Consider the following 17,076-nt stretch of genomic DNA (forward strand, 5'->3'; position numbering starts at 1 on the left):
TCAACAGGAAGGTAATGCCATGACAGGTGTCACGCTCACGAGTGCCGGTCTCGACCCGCGCCGCCGCCGAATCCTCTTCCGCTGCTGGCACCGCGGCATCCGCGAAATGGATCTGGTCTTCGGCCAGTTCGCCGAAGCCGAGATCGCGACGCTTTCGGAAGCCGAACTCGACGAGCTCGAGACGATCATGGCCGAAGAGGACAATGATCTCGTCCGCTGGATCATGGGAACATGGCCGGTGCCTGAGCGTTTCCAGACACCGATGTTTGCCCGCCTCGCCGCCTATACGCCCGATTTCGACAAGCCCCTCAGGACGCCGGAATGATCCCTGGTTTCGATGCGAAGAAGCTCGCGGCCATTGCCGAGCCGCTGACGATCGGCAATGTGCCTACTGGTCTCGAACCGCTGCTGCTCGCCGAGCTTGCCCGAGCGGGAGAACCCGTCGCCTATGTCATGTCGGACGGCCATCGTATGGCCGATCTGGAACAGATGCTCGGCTTCGTCGCCCCCGACATCCCGGTTCTCACCCTACCGGCCTGGGACTGTCTGCCCTATGACCGCGTCTCGCCGAGCGCCGATACCTCGGCCCGCCGGCTCGCCGCGTTGGGCGGCCTCATCGCGCATCGCAAGAAGCCGCATGCCGCGATCGTGCTCGTCACCGCCAACGCCATGCTGCAGAAGGTGGCGCCGCAGGATGTCATCGAAAGTCTGAGTTTTTCGGCCCGTCCCGGCAATCAGCTGCGCATGGACGATCTTGCCGGGCGCCTGGAGCGCAATGGCTTCGATCGCGTCGCAACGGTTCGTGAAGTGGGCGAATACGCAGTACGCGGCGGCATTCTCGACGTCTTCGTGCCGGGTTCGGAAGAGCCGGTGCGCCTCGATTTCTTCGGCGATACGCTGGAGAGTATCCGCAGCTTCGATCCGGCGAGCCAGCGCACGACGGGCCAAGTGCGTTCCCTCGATCTGAACCCGATGAGCGAGGTGACGCTGACCCCGGATACGATCAGCCGCTTCCGCAAGAACTATCTCTCCGCTTTCGGCGCGACAACGCGTGACGATGCGCTTTATCTCGCCGTCTCCGAAGGCCGCCGCTATCCCGGCATGGAGCATTGGCTGCCGCTCTTCTACGAGAAGCTCGATACCGTCTTCGATTACCTCAGCGGCTTCCGCATCGTTACCGACCATACGGTGCGCGAGGCGGCGGAGGAACGTTCCAAGCTCGTCCTCGATTATTTCGACGCCCGCCTGAATTCCGGCCAACCGGCGAAGGGCCAGATGGCCCAGGGCACGCCTTACAAGCCGGTGACGCCGGGCCAGCTCTATCTCGACAGCAAGCTTTTTGCCAAAACGCTCGACGCGCTCGGCGCGATCCGCATCAGCCCGTTCAACGAGCATGAGGGCGAGGCGAGGCGGGTAATCAATGTCGAAGCTCGCCAAGGTCAGCGCTGGGCTCGCGCCAATGCCGAAGGCGGCGGTGATGCCGAACGCATCAACATCTTCGACGTCGTCGTCAAGCATATAGCCGACCGCCGCGCCGCCGGCGCAAAAGTGCTCGTCACCGCCTGGACCGAGGGCTCGCTGGAACGCCTGCTGCAGGTTCTGAACGAACACGGGCTGGAAAAGGTCAAGCCGGTCGAGGCGCTGAAGGATCTCGGCTCGCTGGCGAAAGGCGAGGCCGCTGCTGCGGTGCTCAATCTCGAATCCGGCTTCGAGGCGGGCGAGCTCGTCGTCATCGGCGAGCAGGATATTCTCGGCGACCGCATGGTTCGCCGCTCCAAGCGCCGCAAGCGCGCCGCCGATTTCATCGCCGAGGTTGCCGGCCTCGACGAAGGTTCGATCGTCGTCCACGCCGAACATGGCATCGGCCGATTCATCGGCCTCCGGACGATCGAAGCGGCGGGCGCCCCGCATGCCTGCCTCGAACTGCAATATGCCGACGAGGCCAAGCTCTTCCTGCCGGTTGAAAACATCGATCTTCTCTCGCGCTACGGCGGCGAGGGCACTGATGCCCAGCTCGACAAGCTCGGCGGCGGCGCCTGGCAGATGCGCAAGGCCAAGCTCAAACGGCGCCTGCTCGACATGGCCGATGCGCTGATCCGCATCGCCGCCGAGCGCCTGACGCGTCATGCGCCTGTTCTGACGGCGCCGGATGGCCTGTATGACGAGTTTGCCGCCCGCTTCCCCTATGACGAGACCGAAGACCAGGACAACGCCATCGACGCCGTGCGCTCTGATCTCGGCGCCGGCCGGCCGATGGACCGCCTCGTCTGCGGCGATGTCGGTTTCGGCAAGACCGAAGTGGCCCTGCGCGCTGCCTTCGTCGCGGCGATGAACGGCGTCCAGGTCGCCGTCGTCGTACCGACGACGTTGCTCGCCCGCCAGCATTTCAAAACCTTTTCCGAGCGTTTTCGCGGCCTGCCGGTACGCGTTCAGCAGGCATCGCGCCTCGTTGGCTCGAAAGAACTGGCGCTGACCAAGAAGGAAGTCGCGGAAGGCAAGACCGATATCGTCGTCGGCACCCATGCGCTGCTTGGCGCCGGCATCAAATTCGCCAATCTCGGCCTGCTCGTCATCGACGAGGAACAGCATTTCGGCGTCAAGCACAAGGAGCGGCTGAAGGAGCTGAAGAGCGACGTGCATGTGCTGACGTTGTCGGCAACGCCGATCCCGCGCACACTGCAGCTTGCCATGACCGGGGTGCGCGAACTGTCGCTCATCACCACGCCGCCTGTCGACCGCATGGCGGTGCGCACCTTTATCTCGCCGTTCGACAGCCTGGTCATTCGCGAGACATTGATGCGCGAGCACTATCGCGGCGGCCAAAGCTTCTATGTCTGCCCGAGGCTTGCCGATCTCGCGGATGTGCACGCCTTCCTGCAGTCCGACGTGCCGGAGCTGAAGGTCGCCGTCGCCCATGGCCAGATGCCGGCCGGCGAACTCGAAGACATCATGAACGCCTTCTATGAAGGCCGCTATGACGTGCTGTTGTCGACCACCATCGTCGAATCCGGCCTCGACGTCCCCACGGCCAATACGCTGATCGTCCACCGCGCCGATATGTTCGGCCTCGCGCAACTCTATCAGCTGCGCGGCCGTGTCGGCCGTTCGAAGGTGCGCGCTTTCGCGCTCTTCACCCTGCCGGTCAACAAGGTGCTGACGGCGACGGCCGAGCGCCGGCTGAAGGTGCTGCAGTCGCTCGATACGCTCGGTGCCGGCTTTCAACTCGCAAGCCACGACCTCGATATTCGCGGCGCAGGCAACCTGCTCGGCGAGGAGCAGTCAGGCCACATCAAGGAGGTCGGCTTCGAACTCTATCAGCAGATGCTGGAAGAGGCGGTCGCCGAGGTCAAGGGTGTCGACGAAATCCACGATACCGGCTGGTCGCCGCAAATTTCGGTCGGCACCACGGTGATGATCCCCGAGAACTACGTGCCGGACCTGCATCTGCGCATGGCGCTCTACCGCCGACTCGGCGAAATCACCGACCTCAAGGAGATCGATGGCTTCGGCGCCGAGATGATCGACCGCTTCGGGCCGATGCCGATCGAAGTCCAGCATCTCCTGAAGATCGTCTACATCAAGTCGCTCTGCCGGACCGCCAATGTCGAAAAACTCGATGCCGGCCCGAAGGGCGTGGTCGTGCAGTTCCGCAACAAGGAATTCCCGAACCCGGCGAATCTCGTCGGCTATATCGGCAGGCAGGGCACGATGGCGAAGATCCGCCCCGATCACAGCCTCTTCCTGACCCGCGATCTGCCGACCCCGGAGAAACGCCTGCAAGGTGCCGCCGTTGTTATGACGCAACTTGCCGAGATGGCGAAGTAATCAGAAGGAAACAGAGATGGCGAAATACAGCGCAACGATCGCTTGGCAACGGAACGGCGAGACCTTCACCGACAACCGCTATAGCCGTGTCCATCGCTGGACCTTCGACGGCGGCATCGAGGTGAGGGCGTCCTCATCTTCGCATGTCGTGCCACTGCCATATTCGGCCGAGAATGCCGTCGATCCGGAGGAGGCTTTCGTCGCCTCGCTTTCGAGCTGTCACATGCTCTGGTTCTTGTCGATTGCCGCCAAACAGGGCTTTTGCGTCGACAGCTACACCGATACCGCCGAGGGTGTGATGGAGAAGAATGCCGAAGGCCGTCTCGCCATGACTGTCGTGACGCTGAGGCCACGTGTCGTCTTCAGCGGCGAAAAGCAGCCTTCGCTCAGCGAGTTGGAAGCCCTGCATCATCGCGCCCATGACGAATGTTTCATCGCCAATTCGGTGAAGACTGAGGTGCGTTGCGTTCCGGTTCTGGGCTGAACGGCGCCAAACCGGAAGCCCCGGAGTTTTACCCTGGCGCGGCTCTTCGATCTCGATCCGCACAGCCGGCCTCAGTTGAGGCCCGATCGCGCCTCCGCCTTCGCCTTGGCAATATCGCGCAGCGCATTTGCCAGCACATCGGGTGTCTGGGCGCCGCTGACGGCATATTGCTGGTCGAAGATGAAGAAGGGCACGCCGTTGACGCCCATCTCCTGCGCGGCCGCGATCTCCGCGACGATCAAATTGCTATCGGCATCGGAGGCGAGCAGCGAGGCGATGACCGAGCGGTCGAGGCCGGCTTTCTCGGCGATATCGAGCAGCACCGCGTGGTCGCCGACATTGCGGCCTTCCTCGAAATTCGCCTTGAACAGCGCCGTAACCACCTTGTCCTGCTTCTCGCGGCCCTCGATCATCGCCCAGTGGATCAGCCGGTGGGCGTCGAGCGTGTTCGGGCCGATGTTGATCGCTGCGAAATCGAAGGCGATGCCGACCTCGCGGCCGTAGTCGGTGAGCATCTTGTGCGCCTGCGCCACGCGTTCCTCGCCGCCGAGCTTCTGAGCGAGCGCCCTCTTCTGGTCGACGCCTTCCTTGGGATAGTCGGGATTGAGCCGGTACGGCCGCCAGTTGATGTCGACGCCGATCTCGTCCTGCACTTCGGCCATGGCGAGCTCCAGCCGCGCCTTGCCGAGATAGCACCAGGGGCAGACGACATCCGAGACGACGTCGATGGTGATGCGCTCCATGATGATGTTCCTTCTGTGTGTCTCCGGAAGAGACATAGGGCCAAAGTGTTGCGGCCGCTTCTATTGGGCGTTTGTATCCCACCAGACCGGCAGCTGGTAACCGTAAAGCGGTACCGTGTCGGGATGGCCGATGCGCTTGCTGCGGGCAACCCATTGCTGGTCCATATGATAGAGCGGCAGCACGTAATGGCTGGATAGTAGCAACCGGTCGTAAGAGCGCACCGCGGCAGTGAAATCCTCGTTCGAGCGTGCTCGCAATACGTGATCGATCAGCGTGTCGAGATCGGGATCATTGGCGCCGGCAAAGCTATCCTTGCCCTCCTGAGTGCGCGCTGCCGAAGACCAGCGGCCGAGTTGTTCGGTTCCGGGCGACAGCGACGAAGTATAGGACTTGATGATCATGTCATAATCGAAGCTGTTCGTCCGGCTCTGATACTGCGAATCATCGACTGTGCGAATCGAAGCAGCAATGCCGATCGTCTGCAGCGAACGCTGATAGGCGACGGCAAGCTTCTCCTGGTCGGCATTCTGCGTCATGATCTCGAAGGCGAGCTGGCGGCCGGAGGCGTCGACCATCTTGCCGCCCTGGATCGTATAGCCGCCCTGTTTCAATAATCCGACCGCCTGCTTCAGCACGTTGCGGTCACGGCCGGAGCCGTCGGTAACCGGCAGCTTATAGGTGCCGTCGAGAATTTCGGGTGCGATTTTGTCCTTGATCGGCCCGAGCAGCGCAAGCTCGGCCGCATTGGCGGGGACGCCGAAGCTCGAGAGTTCCGAGTTCTGCCAGAAGCTCTGCGTGCGCTTATAGGCGCCGGAATAGAGATTCTTGTTCGCCCATTCGAAATCGAACACCAGCGACAAGCCTTCGCGCACCTTCGGATCGGTAAAGATCGGCCGGCGAGTATTGAAGACGAAGCCGAGCATGCCGCTTGGCAGTTTCGGCGTGAACACATCCTTGATGACGGTCCCGGAGGTGGCGGCGGGGAAATTGTAGGCATTGGCCCAATGGCCAGGATTACCGTCAGGATAGAGGTCGATATCGCCCTTCTTGAAGGCTTCGAACAGCGTTGTGTCCTGCAGGAAATACTGAACCGTGATCTGATCGTAATTGTCAGTGCCGACCTTCGGGGGAATGTCCTTACCCCAGTAATTTGGATCGCGCTCATAGGTGATGCTCTCGCCGGGTTTCACCGTCTTCACCTTGTAGGGACCGGAACCGACCGGCGGCGTCAGCGAGGTGCGGTCGAAGGTTTCCGGATCGACCAAATGTTTCGGCAGCACCGGAAAAAGACCAAAAATCAGCGGCGTCTCGCGGTCAGCCTTCTCATTGAAAGTGAAGCGCACGCTGCGTTCGCCAACCTTCTCCATCTTAGCGACGACTTTTAAGCGTTCGGAATAGGGCACGCGTCCCTTGTCACGCATCAGCTCGAAGGTGAATATGACGTCCTCCGGCGTCACCGGCTGACCGTCGGACCATTTCGCCTTCGGATTGAGGTTGAACTGGATGAAGCTCCTGTCGTCGTCCCATTCGACCGTTTCGGCAAGCAGGCCGTAAAGTGTGAATGGCTCGTCCCGGGAGCGCTGCATCAGCGATTCGTAGACGAGGTTTCCATATTCCGGATCCCACATGCCGCGCGCCGTCGTGCGCATGCTCTTCAGGATGAACGGATTGAGGTTGTCGAAGGTACCGACGACGCCATAGGTGATCTTGCCGCCTTTTTTCACGTCGGGATTGACGTAGGGAAAGTGCTTATAGTCAGGCGGCAAGGCCGGCTCGCCATGCATCGCGATGCCGTGCAGCGGCTCTGCGGCGACGGCGCCGCATAGCAAGGAGAGGACGACGGTGACGATGATCCGGAGCATTCGGCAATCCTTGATCCGCGAAAAATAAGTGCATGATTCATCGCGAGATTAGCATGGGGTCGACCGATTCCAACACGCAGGCGCGATTTCTTTAGCCTGTCGATGAAATTGCCAAAGAAAAGCTGGATATCTTGAACGCTGCGATGTAACAGGTGAACCCGAAGTTTCGGGGTCATGCATTTGCCTTATTTTTCCATGAGGTGGAGTGCCGAACGACCCGATGGTTGGGGTGGCACGTCGCTGCTCCGAACGGATATCAGGAGACGGAATTCGTTATGATGTTCAAGTCTGAAAAGAAAATGCGGGCAGCACTGTCCGTTCTGGCAGTGATGTTCGGCGCCGCTTCGGCTCCGGTCTCCTCCTTCGCCCAGGATGCGGCGGCACAGGGCCCAGCCCAGGGCGTCGGCTCGCCCAAGCTCGGCTGGTACAAGACCTGCAGCAAGCAGGAAGATAACGACGTTTGCGTCGTCCAGAACCTGATCCTCGCCAATGGCGGCCAGCTCGTCACGGCCGTCGGCCTTATCTCGGTTACCGGCAAGATCAACCGCAAGCTCCTGCAGGTTTCGGTCCAGAGCGCGCGTCTCATCCCGCCTGGCATCAGCATGCAGATCGACGGCGGCAAGGGGCAGAAGCTCGATTATGTCATCTGCCTGCCGGACAAGTGCACGGCTGAAGTTCCGTTGACCGACGCGATGATCGCCAGCCTCAAGAAGGGCAGCGACGTGGTCTTCACCTCGATCAACTTCCGCCGCGCTCCGAACCCGATCAAGATCTCGCTCGAAGGCTTCACCGGCGCTTATGACGGCGAACCGGTTTCCGAATCCAAGCTCGCCGACACCCAGCGTAGCCTGCAGGAAAGCATGCAGAAGAAGGCCGAGGAAACTCGCAAGAAACTGGAAGACGCCCAGAAGGCAGCCAAGGCGCAGTGATCCTGCCGCCATTTTGAATAGAAACCCGGCTTCAGGCCGGGTTTTTTTATTGGTAAGCCTCTATCTCCTCGGCCTTGAGCCATGGCTGTCTGGTTCGCACCGGCGATTTGCCCCTCACCTAACCTCCCCGTTCTGACGGCGAGAGGGGACGTGCCCTGCGAGGCGTTGAGGGGGACCGAGAGCTTGCGGCATGTCCCGTCTACCCGCGATCGGGAGAAGGTGGCGGCAGCCGGATGGGGGGCCTTGCCAGCCAAAGCAAAAGAGAAATTGGCGGGAATTGTCAGCAGTTTAACCTGGCAACTGGATTTCGCGTCAAAAGAAAAGGCCTCGCTGGGAGAGGCGAGACCTTGATTGACCGATCCGCACGTCTGATCTAGTGAGCGAAGCTCATCTTGGGCTTGAACTGCCCCGACGGCGCCTGATCGAAGATCTGGTAAATCTGCGGGTTGCGAAGCGGCGTGCCGCTTTCGTCGTTCACCAGGTTCTGCTCGGAGACATAAGCGACATATTCGCTTTCCTCGTTTTCGGCGAGCAGGTGGTAGAAGGGCTGGTCCTTGCTCGGCCGCACCTCGGCCGGAATTGAATTCCACCATTCCTCCGTATTCGCGAATTCCGGATCAACGTCGAAGATGACGCCGCGAAACGGAAAAACCTTGTGCCGGACCACTTCGCCGATACTGAACTTTGCTATTCTTTCTTTCATGGTACGACTTCCTTTCATCACCAAATTTGGTGATTGGTGCGGTGCAAATCAAGATTTTTGCACCAGCGCGTCACATGAACGTCATATCCTCCTTCTGCCGTTCATGACCGGGGAGGTGAAAGTCCCGGCGGACCGGGACTTTCCGTGTTACGGCCGATCAGGCCGAATAATACATGTCGTATTCGACCGGATGCGGCGTCATTTCGAAACGCATTACTTCTGCCATTTTCAGCTCGATGAAGGCATCGATCTGGTCATCGTCGAAGACGCCGCCTGCTGTCAGGAACTTGCGGTCCTTGTCGAGGCTTTCGAGCGCTTCGCGCAGGCTGCCGCAGACGGTCGGGATTTTCTTCAGTTCCTTCGGCGGCAGGTCGTAGAGATCCTTGTCCATGGCCTTGCCGGGATGGATCTTGTTCTTGATGCCGTCGAGGCCGGCCATCAGCATGGCGGCGAAGGCGAGATAGGGGTTGGCGGTCGGATCCGGGAAGCGGACTTCGACGCGCTTGGCCTTCGGGTTGGAGCCGAACGGAATGCGGCAGGAGGCCGAACGGTTGCGCGCAGAATAGGCGAGCAGGACAGGCGCTTCATAACCCGGGACGAGACGCTTGTAGGAGTTCGTCGACGGATTGGTGAAGGCATTGATCGCCTTGGCGTGCTTGATGATGCCGCCGATGTAGAACAGGCAGGTCTCGGAGAGGCCGGCATATTCGTCGCCGGCGAAAGTCGGCTTGCCGCCCTTCCAGATCGACTGGTGCACGTGCATGCCCGAGCCGTTGTCGCCGAAGATCGGCTTCGGCATGAAGGTCGCGGTCTTGCCGTAAGCGTTGGCCACCTGATGCACGACATATTTGTAGATCTGCATCTTGTCTGCGTTGCGCACCAGCGTATCGAACTTGATGCCGAGTTCGTGCTGGGCGGCGGCGACTTCATGGTGGTGCTTTTCGACGACAACGCCCATCTCGGAGAGCACCGTCAGCATTTCCGAACGCATGTCCTGGGCGCTGTCAACAGGCGGAACCGGGAAATAGCCGCCCTTGACGCGCGGGCGGTGACCGAGGTTGCCGGTTTCGTAATCGGTGTCGTCGTTCGACGGCAGTTCGGTCGAATCGAGCTTGAAGCCGGTATTATAGGGATCGGCCTTGTACTTGACGTCGTCGAAGACGAAGAACTCGGCTTCCGGGCCGACAAAGATCGTGTCGCCGATGCCTGATGCCTTGAGATAGGCTTCGGCCTTCTTGGCAGTGCCGCGCGGATCGCGGTTATAGGCTTCGCCGGAGACAGGATCGAGAATGTCGCAGACGATGACCATGGTCGACTGAGCGAAGAACGGGTCCATATGCACCGTTTCGGTGTCGGGCATCAGCACCATGTCGGACTCGTTGATGGCCTTCCAGCCACCGATCGAAGAGCCGTCGAACATCACGCCGTCAGCGAACATGTCCTCGTCGACGCTGGCAACGTCCATTGTGACATGCTGCAGCTTGCCCTTCGGGTCGGTGAAGCGCAGATCGACGAACTTGACGTCGTTTTCCTGGATCTGCTTCAGAATTTCGCTTGCGGTCGCCATTAAATACCTTCCTCCAATTTGTGATAACAATAGGTGGGCGCGATGACGCTATCGGACTTTGCGCGCTTGGCAAAGTGGTCAGATGGCATCGATGCCGGTCTCGCCGGTACGGATGCGGATAACCTCTTCGACATTGGATACGAAGATTTTGCCGTCGCCGATGCGACCGGTTTGAGCCGCCTTGCGGATCGCGTCGATGACCGCCTCGGCGTTCTCGTCGGCCAGCACCACCTCAACTTTCACCTTCGGCAGGAAGTCGACGACGTATTCGGCGCCGCGGTAGAGTTCCGTGTGGCCCTTCTGACGACCGAAGCCCTTGGCTTCCGTGACTGTGATACCCTGCAGGCCGACTTCCTGAAGGGCTTCCTTCACTTCGTCCAGCTTGAAGGGCTTAATGATCGCTTCGATCTTTTTCATGAGAAAATGTCTCTCCGCTTCTCCTGTTATGGCAGGGATGTTCCCGCTCGCGGATATGATGCAGATATCGTGCCAGTTTGAAATCCGTCTTATCGAAAAAAGACGTCGATTTTGCCGAAACCGGCGCGTCTGCGGGGAATTTGATGTCGATTTGTTGAACGGAAAGGTGGAAAAACATCAGCCAGCGAAGAAAATTCGTCGCAATATCGAAAAACCCGGCTTTTCCTTCAGTTGCGAAAGCAGGTTGCGAAGCGATTAAATGATAGGCAAATGCATAAATTTCGATCTCCTTAGCGCCAATGCAGACGGTTGTTTTTTGTGCGTTTTTTGAATTGAATAGGCGGATGAGCAACCATCTCCCCCACCTTCTGGTAACGCCTGCCGAAATGAGCGCCATCGATGCGGCCGCGGCTGCTTCGGGAATCGATTCCTTCGGCCTGATGGATAGAGCAGGGGCTGCCGCCGCGGCCGCCGCGCTCAGGCTTCATCCCGGGGCGTTGCGTTTCGTCGTGCTCTGCGGTCCCGGCAACAATGGGGGCGATGCCTATGTCGCGGCAAGGCATCTGCGAGAGAGCGGAGCGACCGTGGCGCTTTTCCATCTCGGCGATCCCGCAAAGCTGAAGGCTGATGCTGCCCGCGCTCGGGCCGGCTGCGCGTTGAAGGGGCAGGAGCTCGGCCTATACCGGCCGGAAGCCGGCGATGTCGTCATCGACGGTCTGTTCGGAGCAGGGCTCGGGCGCGCGGTGCCGGCCGATGTGGTTGACTTGATTAAGCGCGTCGCCGAGGCCGGTATCGCGGTGCTCGCCATCGATCTGCCCTCCGGCGTGGATGGCCGCACCGGCAAGGTGCTGGGTGCTGCCTTCCAGGCTCGCAACACCATCACCTTCATGACCCGCAAGCCCGGCCATCTTCTGATGCCGGGCAGGGAGCTTTGCGGCGAGTTGGAGGTCTTCGACATCGGCATTCCCGCCCGGATCATCCGGGCTGAGGCGGGCGGCGCTATCGCCGAGAACACACCTGACGCCTGGAAGGGCGTGCTGCCGGCCGAGCAGCTGGAAACCCACAAATACAAGCGCGGTCATATGGTCGTTTTTTCGGGCGAGGCCGACAAGACCGGGGCTGCGCGCATGTCGGCGGTCTCCGGCCTGAAGGCCGGCGCCGGCCTGGTAACGATCGCCGCACCCGGTGCAGCGATAGCCGCCAATGCCGCGCATCTCACAGCCGTCATGCTGCATGCAGTCGACGACGAGGCAGATCTGGCAGAGTGGCTGTCCGACAAGCGGCTGCAGACCTTCGTCCTCGGTCCCGGCTTCGGCGTCGGCGCGAAAGCCCGCGGCTTCGTCACCGCGCTTGCCGATCGCCGGCTCGTGCTCGATGCCGACGGCATCTCTTCCTTCAAGGACGATCCGCAACAGCTTTTCGACCTGTTCCGCGGCGAGCCGCGTCTGGTGCTGACGCCGCACGAGGGCGAATTTTCGCGGCTTTTTGCGGATATCTGCGGCGACGAAACACTGGGGAAGGTGGACAAGGCGGTGGCGGCTGCCCGCCGCGCCAATGCCGCGATCGTCTATAAGGGCGCCGATACCGTCATCGCCTCGCCGGACGGGCGCGCGCTCATCAACACCAATGCGCCTGTCTGGCTTGCCACCGCAGGTTCCGGCGATGTGCTTGCCGGCATCATCGGCGGACTGCTTGCCCAGGGCCTGCCGACTTTCGAGGCTGCGGCAGCCGGCGTGTGGCTGCACGGAGAGGCTGGCCAGCGCGCCGGCAAGGGGCTGACGGCGGAAGAGCTCGCGGTCGAGGTCTTGCCGCTTTAGCTCGGGCTAAGTCCCAACCGCCTATTTCGCCAGCAACTGCTGCAGGGCGATCGCCCCGTGCGGCGCATTGACCTTGCCCTCGTGGATCATGAAGGCAAAGACGTCGCGCGGCTCCGCCTTCACCTGGCGCTTCCCGTCGATCAGCGGCAGATCGTCCGGGACCTTGCCCTCGGCCCAGGTCTCGAGCCGCCTTGCCCAGGCCTTCAGATCCTTATCGGGATAGCAGGTCGGGATGTCATCCGATCCCTTCTGTAGCCTGGCATAGACGAAATCGGCCGTCACATCGGCAATCATAGGATATTCGAAATGTTCGGCACAAACCGGCGCCACGCCGTATTTGGCAAGAAGAGCAACGAATTCCGGCACCTTGAAGGAATCATGCCGCACTTCGACCACGTGACGGAGCGCTAGCCCATCCTGTTTCGCCGGCAGCAGCTTCAGGAAAGCCTCGAAATCGTCCGGATCGAATTTCTTCGTCGGCGCGAATTGCCAGAGCAGCGGCCCGAGGTGATCGCCGAGCTCGCTGATTCCGGATGTGAGGAACCGCTCCATCGATTCACCGGCTTCCGCGAGCACCCGCCGATTGGTGACGAAGCGAGTGGCCTTCAGCGAAAAGATGAAACCCTCTGGCACGTCAGCCGCCCATTTGGCGAAGACCGCCGGTTTCTGTGTGCTGTAATAGGTGCCGTTGACCTCGATGACCTTCAGCTGACGGCTGGCATAATGCAGCTCGTCCTTCTGTTTCAGGTCGGCGGGGAAGAAATGCCCGCGCCAGGGCTCGAAGGTCCAGCCGCCGATGCCGGTGCGGATAGTGCCGGATTTCGTCATGTCGTCCTCCCAGTTCGCGGCCGTCAGGCCGCATGAATCTCTTTCGTCATGTCGATGAGCGTCCATCCTGGCCGATAAGGGTTCGGTCGGCGACCCGTTTTCCGGAACCCGAAGACACTATAAAGCGCGATAGTCCGTTTGGAGATCGTCGGGCGACGCCAACCTCATCGTCATTCCGCCGCGACCGCCTTCTTCGCCGGCCGCCGCTCCAGCAATTCCTTCAGGAACTGGCCGGTATAGGAGCGCTTTTCCCTGACGATCGCTTCCGGTGTGCCGGTCGCGACGATCTCGCCGCCGCCATCGCCGCCCTCGGGGCCGAAGTCGAGCACCCAGTCTGCCGTCTTGATGACTTCGAGATTGTGCTCGATCACCACGACGGAATTGCCCTGGTTGACGAGCTCGTGCAGCATTTCCAGGAGCTTGGCGACGTCATGGAAATGCAGGCCGGTCGTTGGCTCGTCCAGAATATAGAGCGTGCGTCCGGTCGAGCGTTTCGACAGCTCCTTGGCGAGCTTGACGCGCTGCGCTTCGCCGCCAGAGAGCGTATTGGCCTGTTGGCCGACCTTGATGTAACCGAGGCCGACATCCTTCAGCGATTGCAGCTTGTCGCGCACGGCAGGTACCGCCGCAAAGAAATCGACGCCTTCCTCTACCGTCATGTCGAGCACGTCGGCGATCGACTTCTGCTTGAAGGTGACGTCGAGCGTCTCTCTGTTATAGCGCTTGCCGTGGCAGACGTCGCAGGTGACATAGACATCGGGCAGGAAGTGCATTTCGATCTTGATGACGCCGTCGCCCTGACAGGCCTCGCAGCGGCCGCCCTTGACGTTGAAGGAGAAGCGGCCCGGCTGGTAGCCGCGCGCCTTGGCTTCCGGCAGGCCGGCGAACCAGTCGCGGATCGGCGTGAAGGCGCCGGTATAGGTCGCCGGATTCGAGCGCGGTGTGCGGCCGATCGGCGACTGGTCGATATCGATCACCTTGTCGATATGCTCGAAACCGTCGATGCGGTCGTGGTCGGCCGGAATTTCGCGCGCGCCCATGACGCGGCGCGCCGCTGATTTATACAGCGTCTCGATCAGGAAGGTGGACTTGCCGCCGCCGGAAACGCCGGTCACCGCCGTAAAGACGCCGAGCGGGATCGAGGCGGTGACGTTCTTCAGATTGTTGCCGCGCGCGCCGACGACCTTGATCTCGCGACCCTTCTTCGGCTTGCGGCGCTCGTCCGGAACCGGAACGCCGAGTTCGCCCGAGAGATATTTGCCGGTCAGCGACTTCGGATTGTCCATGATATCCCGCGGCGTGCCATGGGCGATGACCTGCCCCCCATGGATACCAGCCGCGGGGCCGATGTCGACGACGTCATCGGCCGTCAGGATGGCATCCTCGTCATGCTCGACGACGATCACGGTATTGCCGATATCGCGCAGGTGCTTCAGCGTGTCGAGCAATCGGGCATTGTCGCGCTGATGCAGGCCAATCGACGGCTCGTCGAGCACGTAAAGTACGCCCGTCAAGCCCGAGCCGATCTGCGAGGCGAGGCGGATGCGCTGGCTTTCGCCGCCCGACAGCGTGCCTGAATTGCGCGACAGGCTGAGATATTCCAGGCCGACATCGTTGAGGAATCGCAGCCGGTCGCGGATCTCCTTGAGGATCCGCACGGCAATCTCGTTCTGCTTGGCGTTGAAGGTCGCCGGCAGCGTTTCGAACCAGTCGCGGGCGACGCGGATCGACATCTCGGTCACTTCGCCGATATGGAGCCTGTTGATCTTCACCGCCAGCGCTTCCGGCTTCAGGCGATAGCCGTTGCAGGCCGGGCAGGGGGCGGCCGACATGAAGCGCTCGATATCCTCGCGCGCCCAGGCGGAATCGGTCTCCTTCCAGCGGCGCTCGAGATTGGTGATGATGCCCTCGAAGTTCTTGTGGGTCGTATAGGAACGGGCGCCGTCGGCGTAATGGAATTCGATCTTGTCGTCGGTGCCGTTGAGGATCACATCCTTGGCCTCGTCGGAAAGATCGTTCCAGCGGGTGCCGAGCTTGAAGCCGTAATGTTTGCCGAGCGCCTCCAGCGTCTGGTTGTAATATGGCGAGGTCGACTTGGCCCAGGGGGCGATCGCCCCGTCGCGCAAGGTGCGCTCCGGTTCGGGCACGATCAGGTCCGGGTCGATCTTCTGCTGCGCGCCGAGACCATCGCAGGTCGGGCAGGCGCCGAAGGGGTTGTTGAACGAGAAGAGGCGGGGCTCGATTTCCGGAATGGTAAAGCCCGAGACAGGGCAGGCGAACTTCTCCGAAAACAACACGCGCTCATGCGTTTCGTTCAGCGACTTGTTGGCCGAGCCGCCGGCCGACGTTTCCTCCGGCGGCAGCGGCTTGTCGGCGAATTCGGCGACTGCCAGCCCGTCGGCGAGCTTCAGGCAGGTCTCCAGGCTGTCGGCCAGGCGCGCCGACACATCGGGGCGCACGACGATGCGGTCGACGACCACGTCGATGTCGTGCTTGTATTTCTTGTCGAGAACAGGCGCCTCGGCGATCTCGTAGAACTGGCCGTCGATCTTGACGCGCTGGAAGCCCTTCTTTATCAGCTCCGCCAGTTCCTTCTTGTATTCGCCCTTGCGGCCGCGCACGAGCGGCGCGAGAATATAAAGACGGGTGCCTTCGCCAAACGCGAGGATGCGGTCGACCATCTGGCTGACGGTCTGGCTCTCGATCGGCAGGCCGGTCGCCGGCGAATAGGGAACGCCGACGCGGGCAAAGAGCAGGCGCATATAGTCGTAGATCTCGGTGACGGTGCCGACCGTCGAGCGCGGGTTACGCGACGTGGTCTTCTGCTCGATCGAGATGGCAGGCGACAGCCCGTCGATCTGGTCGACATCGGGCTTCTGCATCATTTCGAGGAACTGCCGGGCATAGGCCGACAGGCTTTCGACATAGCGCCGCTGGCCCTCGGCGTAGATAGTGTCGAAGGCGAGCGAGGATTTGCCCGAGCCCGACAGACCGGTCATGACGATCAGCTTGTTGCGCGGCAGATCGAGATCGATGCTCTTCAGATTATGCTCGCGCGCGCCGCGGATGGAGATCGTCTTCAGTTCGCTCATCGTCTCTGCTTTGGTTTTCTGGATAACAGCCCTTATTTAGTGATGCCGGCGGGCGAGTCGAGGCTGAATATCCGGGAAGCTTCAAGGTTTTCGATTCTGTTGACAGGATCATACGGATAAACTAGAACAAATAAAGAACAAAATTCCTGATGAATGCATGCGGCTTTCTGATGGATAAACATGTGGATGAACGACCGTTTACGCGCATTGGCGGTCCGCGATGGTTTAAGGTGCGCTGATCGATTAACGCCGCCGGGCAGGGCGGCAGGCAGGGTGAGAAGCATGGCTGGTAGCGTGAACAAGGTAATTCTGGTTGGAAACGTGGGTGCAGATCCCGAAATCCGCCGCACTCAGGATGGCCGGCCGATCGCCAATCTCCGTATCGCGACCTCGGAGACCTGGCGCGACCGCAATTCCGGCGAACGCCGCGAAAAGACCGAATGGCACACTGTCGTCGTCTTCAACGAAGGCCTCTGCAAGGTCGTCGAGCAATATGTGAAGAAGGGCGCCAAGCTCTATATCGAAGGCCAGCTGCAGACCCGCAAATGGCAGGACCAGCAGGGCCAGGACCGTTATTCGACGGAAGTGGTGCTGCAGGGCTTCAATTCGACGCTGACCATGCTGGATGGACGCGGCGAGGGCGGCGGTGCGAGCTCCGGCTTTGGCGGCGGCGGCGGCCGCGGCGGCAGCAGCAACAATGATTACGGCGACGATTACGGAGCCCCGGCGTCGTCCTCATCGTCGAACCGCGGCGGTGGCGGAGGCAACTTCTCGCGCGATCTCGACGACGACATCCCGTTCTGATCGA

The 17,076-nt window shown here is 61.0% G+C and carries 15 protein-coding genes and 1 pseudogene; 6 read left to right on the top strand and 10 right to left on the bottom strand.

Translation table 11 applies throughout. The features are described 5' to 3' along the window. The first annotated feature begins 19 nt into the window (after positions 1-19). Genes NL154_RS09430 through NL154_RS09440 form a run of 3 tightly spaced genes read left to right on the top strand, consistent with a single transcriptional unit; the run spans position 20 to position 4,309 of the window. Positions 20-325, top strand: coding sequence for a succinate dehydrogenase assembly factor 2 (locus NL154_RS09430; RefSeq protein ID WP_210631381.1), 306 nt, complete (start codon positions 20-22; stop codon positions 323-325). Further along, positions 322-3,825, top strand: a complete 3,504-nt coding sequence (gene mfd, locus NL154_RS09435; protein ID WP_434733944.1) for a transcription-repair coupling factor — start codon at positions 322-324, stop codon at positions 3,823-3,825. Before NL154_RS09430 ends, mfd begins: the two co-directional genes overlap by 4 nt. A gap of 16 nt (positions 3,826-3,841) precedes the next feature. Next, entirely contained in the window at positions 3,842-4,309 is a 468-nt protein-coding gene (locus NL154_RS09440; protein ID WP_434733945.1) for an OsmC family protein, read from the top strand. Between the two features lie 71 nt (positions 4,310-4,380). On the opposite strand, the gene NL154_RS09445 is transcribed toward NL154_RS09440, so the two are convergent. Together NL154_RS09445 and NL154_RS09450 are read right to left on the bottom strand one after the other, a co-directional pair. Further along, the gene (locus tag NL154_RS09445) at positions 4,381-5,052 is read right to left on the bottom strand and encodes a DsbA family oxidoreductase (protein ID WP_434733946.1); all 672 of its coding nucleotides are present in this window, start codon (positions 5,050-5,052) and stop codon (positions 4,381-4,383) included. Between the two features lie 60 nt (positions 5,053-5,112). Continuing rightward, positions 5,113-6,915, bottom strand: a complete 1,803-nt coding sequence (locus NL154_RS09450) for an extracellular solute-binding protein (protein WP_434733947.1) — start codon at positions 6,913-6,915, stop codon at positions 5,113-5,115. Between the two features lie 275 nt (positions 6,916-7,190). On the opposite strand from NL154_RS09450, the gene NL154_RS09455 reads away from it, so the two are divergent. Then, positions 7,191-7,844, top strand: a complete 654-nt coding sequence (locus NL154_RS09455; protein ID WP_210631376.1) for an invasion associated locus B family protein — start codon at positions 7,191-7,193, stop codon at positions 7,842-7,844. A 373-nt stretch (positions 7,845-8,217) separates the two neighbouring features. Here the strand turns inward: NL154_RS09455 and hspQ are convergent, their stop codons facing one another. The 4 genes from hspQ to NL154_RS09475 all read right to left on the bottom strand — a co-directional run bounded on the left by hspQ (position 8,218) and on the right by NL154_RS09475 (position 10,883). Further along, positions 8,218-8,547, bottom strand: a complete 330-nt coding sequence (gene hspQ, locus NL154_RS09460; RefSeq protein ID WP_210631375.1) for a heat shock protein HspQ — start codon at positions 8,545-8,547, stop codon at positions 8,218-8,220. 157 nt (positions 8,548-8,704) lie between these two features. Then, complete coding sequence (gene glnA / locus NL154_RS09465) at positions 8,705-10,114, bottom strand: type I glutamate--ammonia ligase (protein ID WP_210631374.1); 1,410 nt, start codon at positions 10,112-10,114, stop codon at positions 8,705-8,707. 78 nt (positions 10,115-10,192) lie between these two features. Then, positions 10,193-10,531: a P-II family nitrogen regulator gene (locus NL154_RS09470; protein WP_003539626.1), complete on the bottom strand. Its 339-nt coding sequence runs from the start codon at positions 10,529-10,531 to the stop codon at positions 10,193-10,195. Then, positions 10,506-10,883, bottom strand: coding sequence for a hypothetical protein (locus NL154_RS09475; RefSeq protein ID WP_434733948.1), 378 nt, complete (start codon positions 10,881-10,883; stop codon positions 10,506-10,508). The genes NL154_RS09470 and NL154_RS09475 overlap by 26 nt, the downstream gene beginning before the upstream one ends. On the opposite strand from NL154_RS09475, the gene NL154_RS09480 reads away from it, so the two are divergent. After that, positions 10,876-12,348, top strand: a complete 1,473-nt coding sequence (locus NL154_RS09480) for an NAD(P)H-hydrate dehydratase (RefSeq protein ID WP_434733949.1) — start codon at positions 10,876-10,878, stop codon at positions 12,346-12,348. The two genes, NL154_RS09475 and NL154_RS09480, sit on opposite strands and share 8 nt — an antisense overlap. Positions 12,349-12,369: 21 nt before the next feature. Here the strand turns inward: NL154_RS09480 and NL154_RS09485 are convergent, their stop codons facing one another. From NL154_RS09485 to NL154_RS09500, 4 genes and pseudogenes are all read right to left on the bottom strand, one after another. Further along, positions 12,370-13,176 carry a DUF72 domain-containing protein gene (locus tag NL154_RS09485; RefSeq protein WP_434733950.1) on the bottom strand — a complete coding sequence of 269 codons (807 nt, stop codon included), beginning with the start codon at positions 13,174-13,176 and terminating at the stop codon, positions 12,370-12,372. Positions 13,177-13,199: 23 nt separating this feature from the next. Then, a pseudogene (locus NL154_RS09490) lies at positions 13,200-13,316 on the bottom strand (GNAT family N-acetyltransferase); the annotation flags it as partial. A 30-nt stretch (positions 13,317-13,346) separates the two neighbouring features. Beyond that, positions 13,347-16,268: an excinuclease ABC subunit UvrA gene (uvrA, locus tag NL154_RS09495; protein WP_434733951.1), complete on the bottom strand. Its 2,922-nt coding sequence runs from the start codon at positions 16,266-16,268 to the stop codon at positions 13,347-13,349. A 32-nt stretch (positions 16,269-16,300) separates the two neighbouring features. Then, positions 16,301-16,552, bottom strand: coding sequence for a hypothetical protein (locus NL154_RS09500; RefSeq protein WP_434733952.1), 252 nt, complete (start codon positions 16,550-16,552; stop codon positions 16,301-16,303). Here NL154_RS09500 and NL154_RS09505 point away from each other — a divergent pair. Beyond that, positions 16,551-17,072 (top strand): single-stranded DNA-binding protein, encoded by a 522-nt coding sequence (locus NL154_RS09505; protein WP_434733953.1) that lies wholly within the window; start codon positions 16,551-16,553, stop codon positions 17,070-17,072. The two genes, NL154_RS09500 and NL154_RS09505, sit on opposite strands and share 2 nt — an antisense overlap. Positions 17,073-17,076: the final 4 nt, after the last annotated feature.

Source organism: Rhizobium sp. YTUHZ044, from assembly GCF_051123975.1.
Classification (GTDB): Bacteria; Pseudomonadota; Alphaproteobacteria; order Rhizobiales; family Rhizobiaceae; genus Rhizobium.

Excerpts from the sequence above, each read along its gene's own strand:
- NL154_RS09430 (WP_210631381.1), top strand. The coding sequence starts at position 20 with ATGACAGGTGTCACGCTCACGAGTGCCGGTCTCGACCCGCGCCGCCGC.
- hspQ (WP_210631375.1), bottom strand. The coding sequence starts at position 8,547 with ATGAAAGAAAGAATAGCAAAGTTCAGTATCGGCGAAGTGGTCCGGCAC.
- NL154_RS09450 (WP_434733947.1), bottom strand. The coding sequence starts at position 6,915 with ATGCTCCGGATCATCGTCACCGTCGTCCTCTCCTTGCTATGCGGCGCC.
- NL154_RS09445 (WP_434733946.1), bottom strand. The coding sequence starts at position 5,052 with ATGGAGCGCATCACCATCGACGTCGTCTCGGATGTCGTCTGCCCCTGG.
- uvrA (WP_434733951.1), bottom strand. The coding sequence starts at position 16,268 with ATGAGCGAACTGAAGACGATCTCCATCCGCGGCGCGCGCGAGCATAAT.
- NL154_RS09485 (WP_434733950.1), bottom strand. The coding sequence starts at position 13,176 with ATGACGAAATCCGGCACTATCCGCACCGGCATCGGCGGCTGGACCTTC.
- NL154_RS09470 (WP_003539626.1), bottom strand. The coding sequence starts at position 10,531 with ATGAAAAAGATCGAAGCGATCATTAAGCCCTTCAAGCTGGACGAAGTG.
- NL154_RS09455 (WP_210631376.1), top strand. The coding sequence starts at position 7,191 with ATGATGTTCAAGTCTGAAAAGAAAATGCGGGCAGCACTGTCCGTTCTG.
- NL154_RS09505 (WP_434733953.1), top strand. The coding sequence starts at position 16,551 with ATGGCTGGTAGCGTGAACAAGGTAATTCTGGTTGGAAACGTGGGTGCA.
- mfd (WP_434733944.1), top strand. The coding sequence starts at position 322 with ATGATCCCTGGTTTCGATGCGAAGAAGCTCGCGGCCATTGCCGAGCCG.
- NL154_RS09440 (WP_434733945.1), top strand. The coding sequence starts at position 3,842 with ATGGCGAAATACAGCGCAACGATCGCTTGGCAACGGAACGGCGAGACC.
- NL154_RS09500 (WP_434733952.1), bottom strand. The coding sequence starts at position 16,552 with ATGCTTCTCACCCTGCCTGCCGCCCTGCCCGGCGGCGTTAATCGATCA.
- glnA (WP_210631374.1), bottom strand. The coding sequence starts at position 10,114 with ATGGCGACCGCAAGCGAAATTCTGAAGCAGATCCAGGAAAACGACGTC.
- NL154_RS09480 (WP_434733949.1), top strand. The coding sequence starts at position 10,876 with ATGAGCAACCATCTCCCCCACCTTCTGGTAACGCCTGCCGAAATGAGC.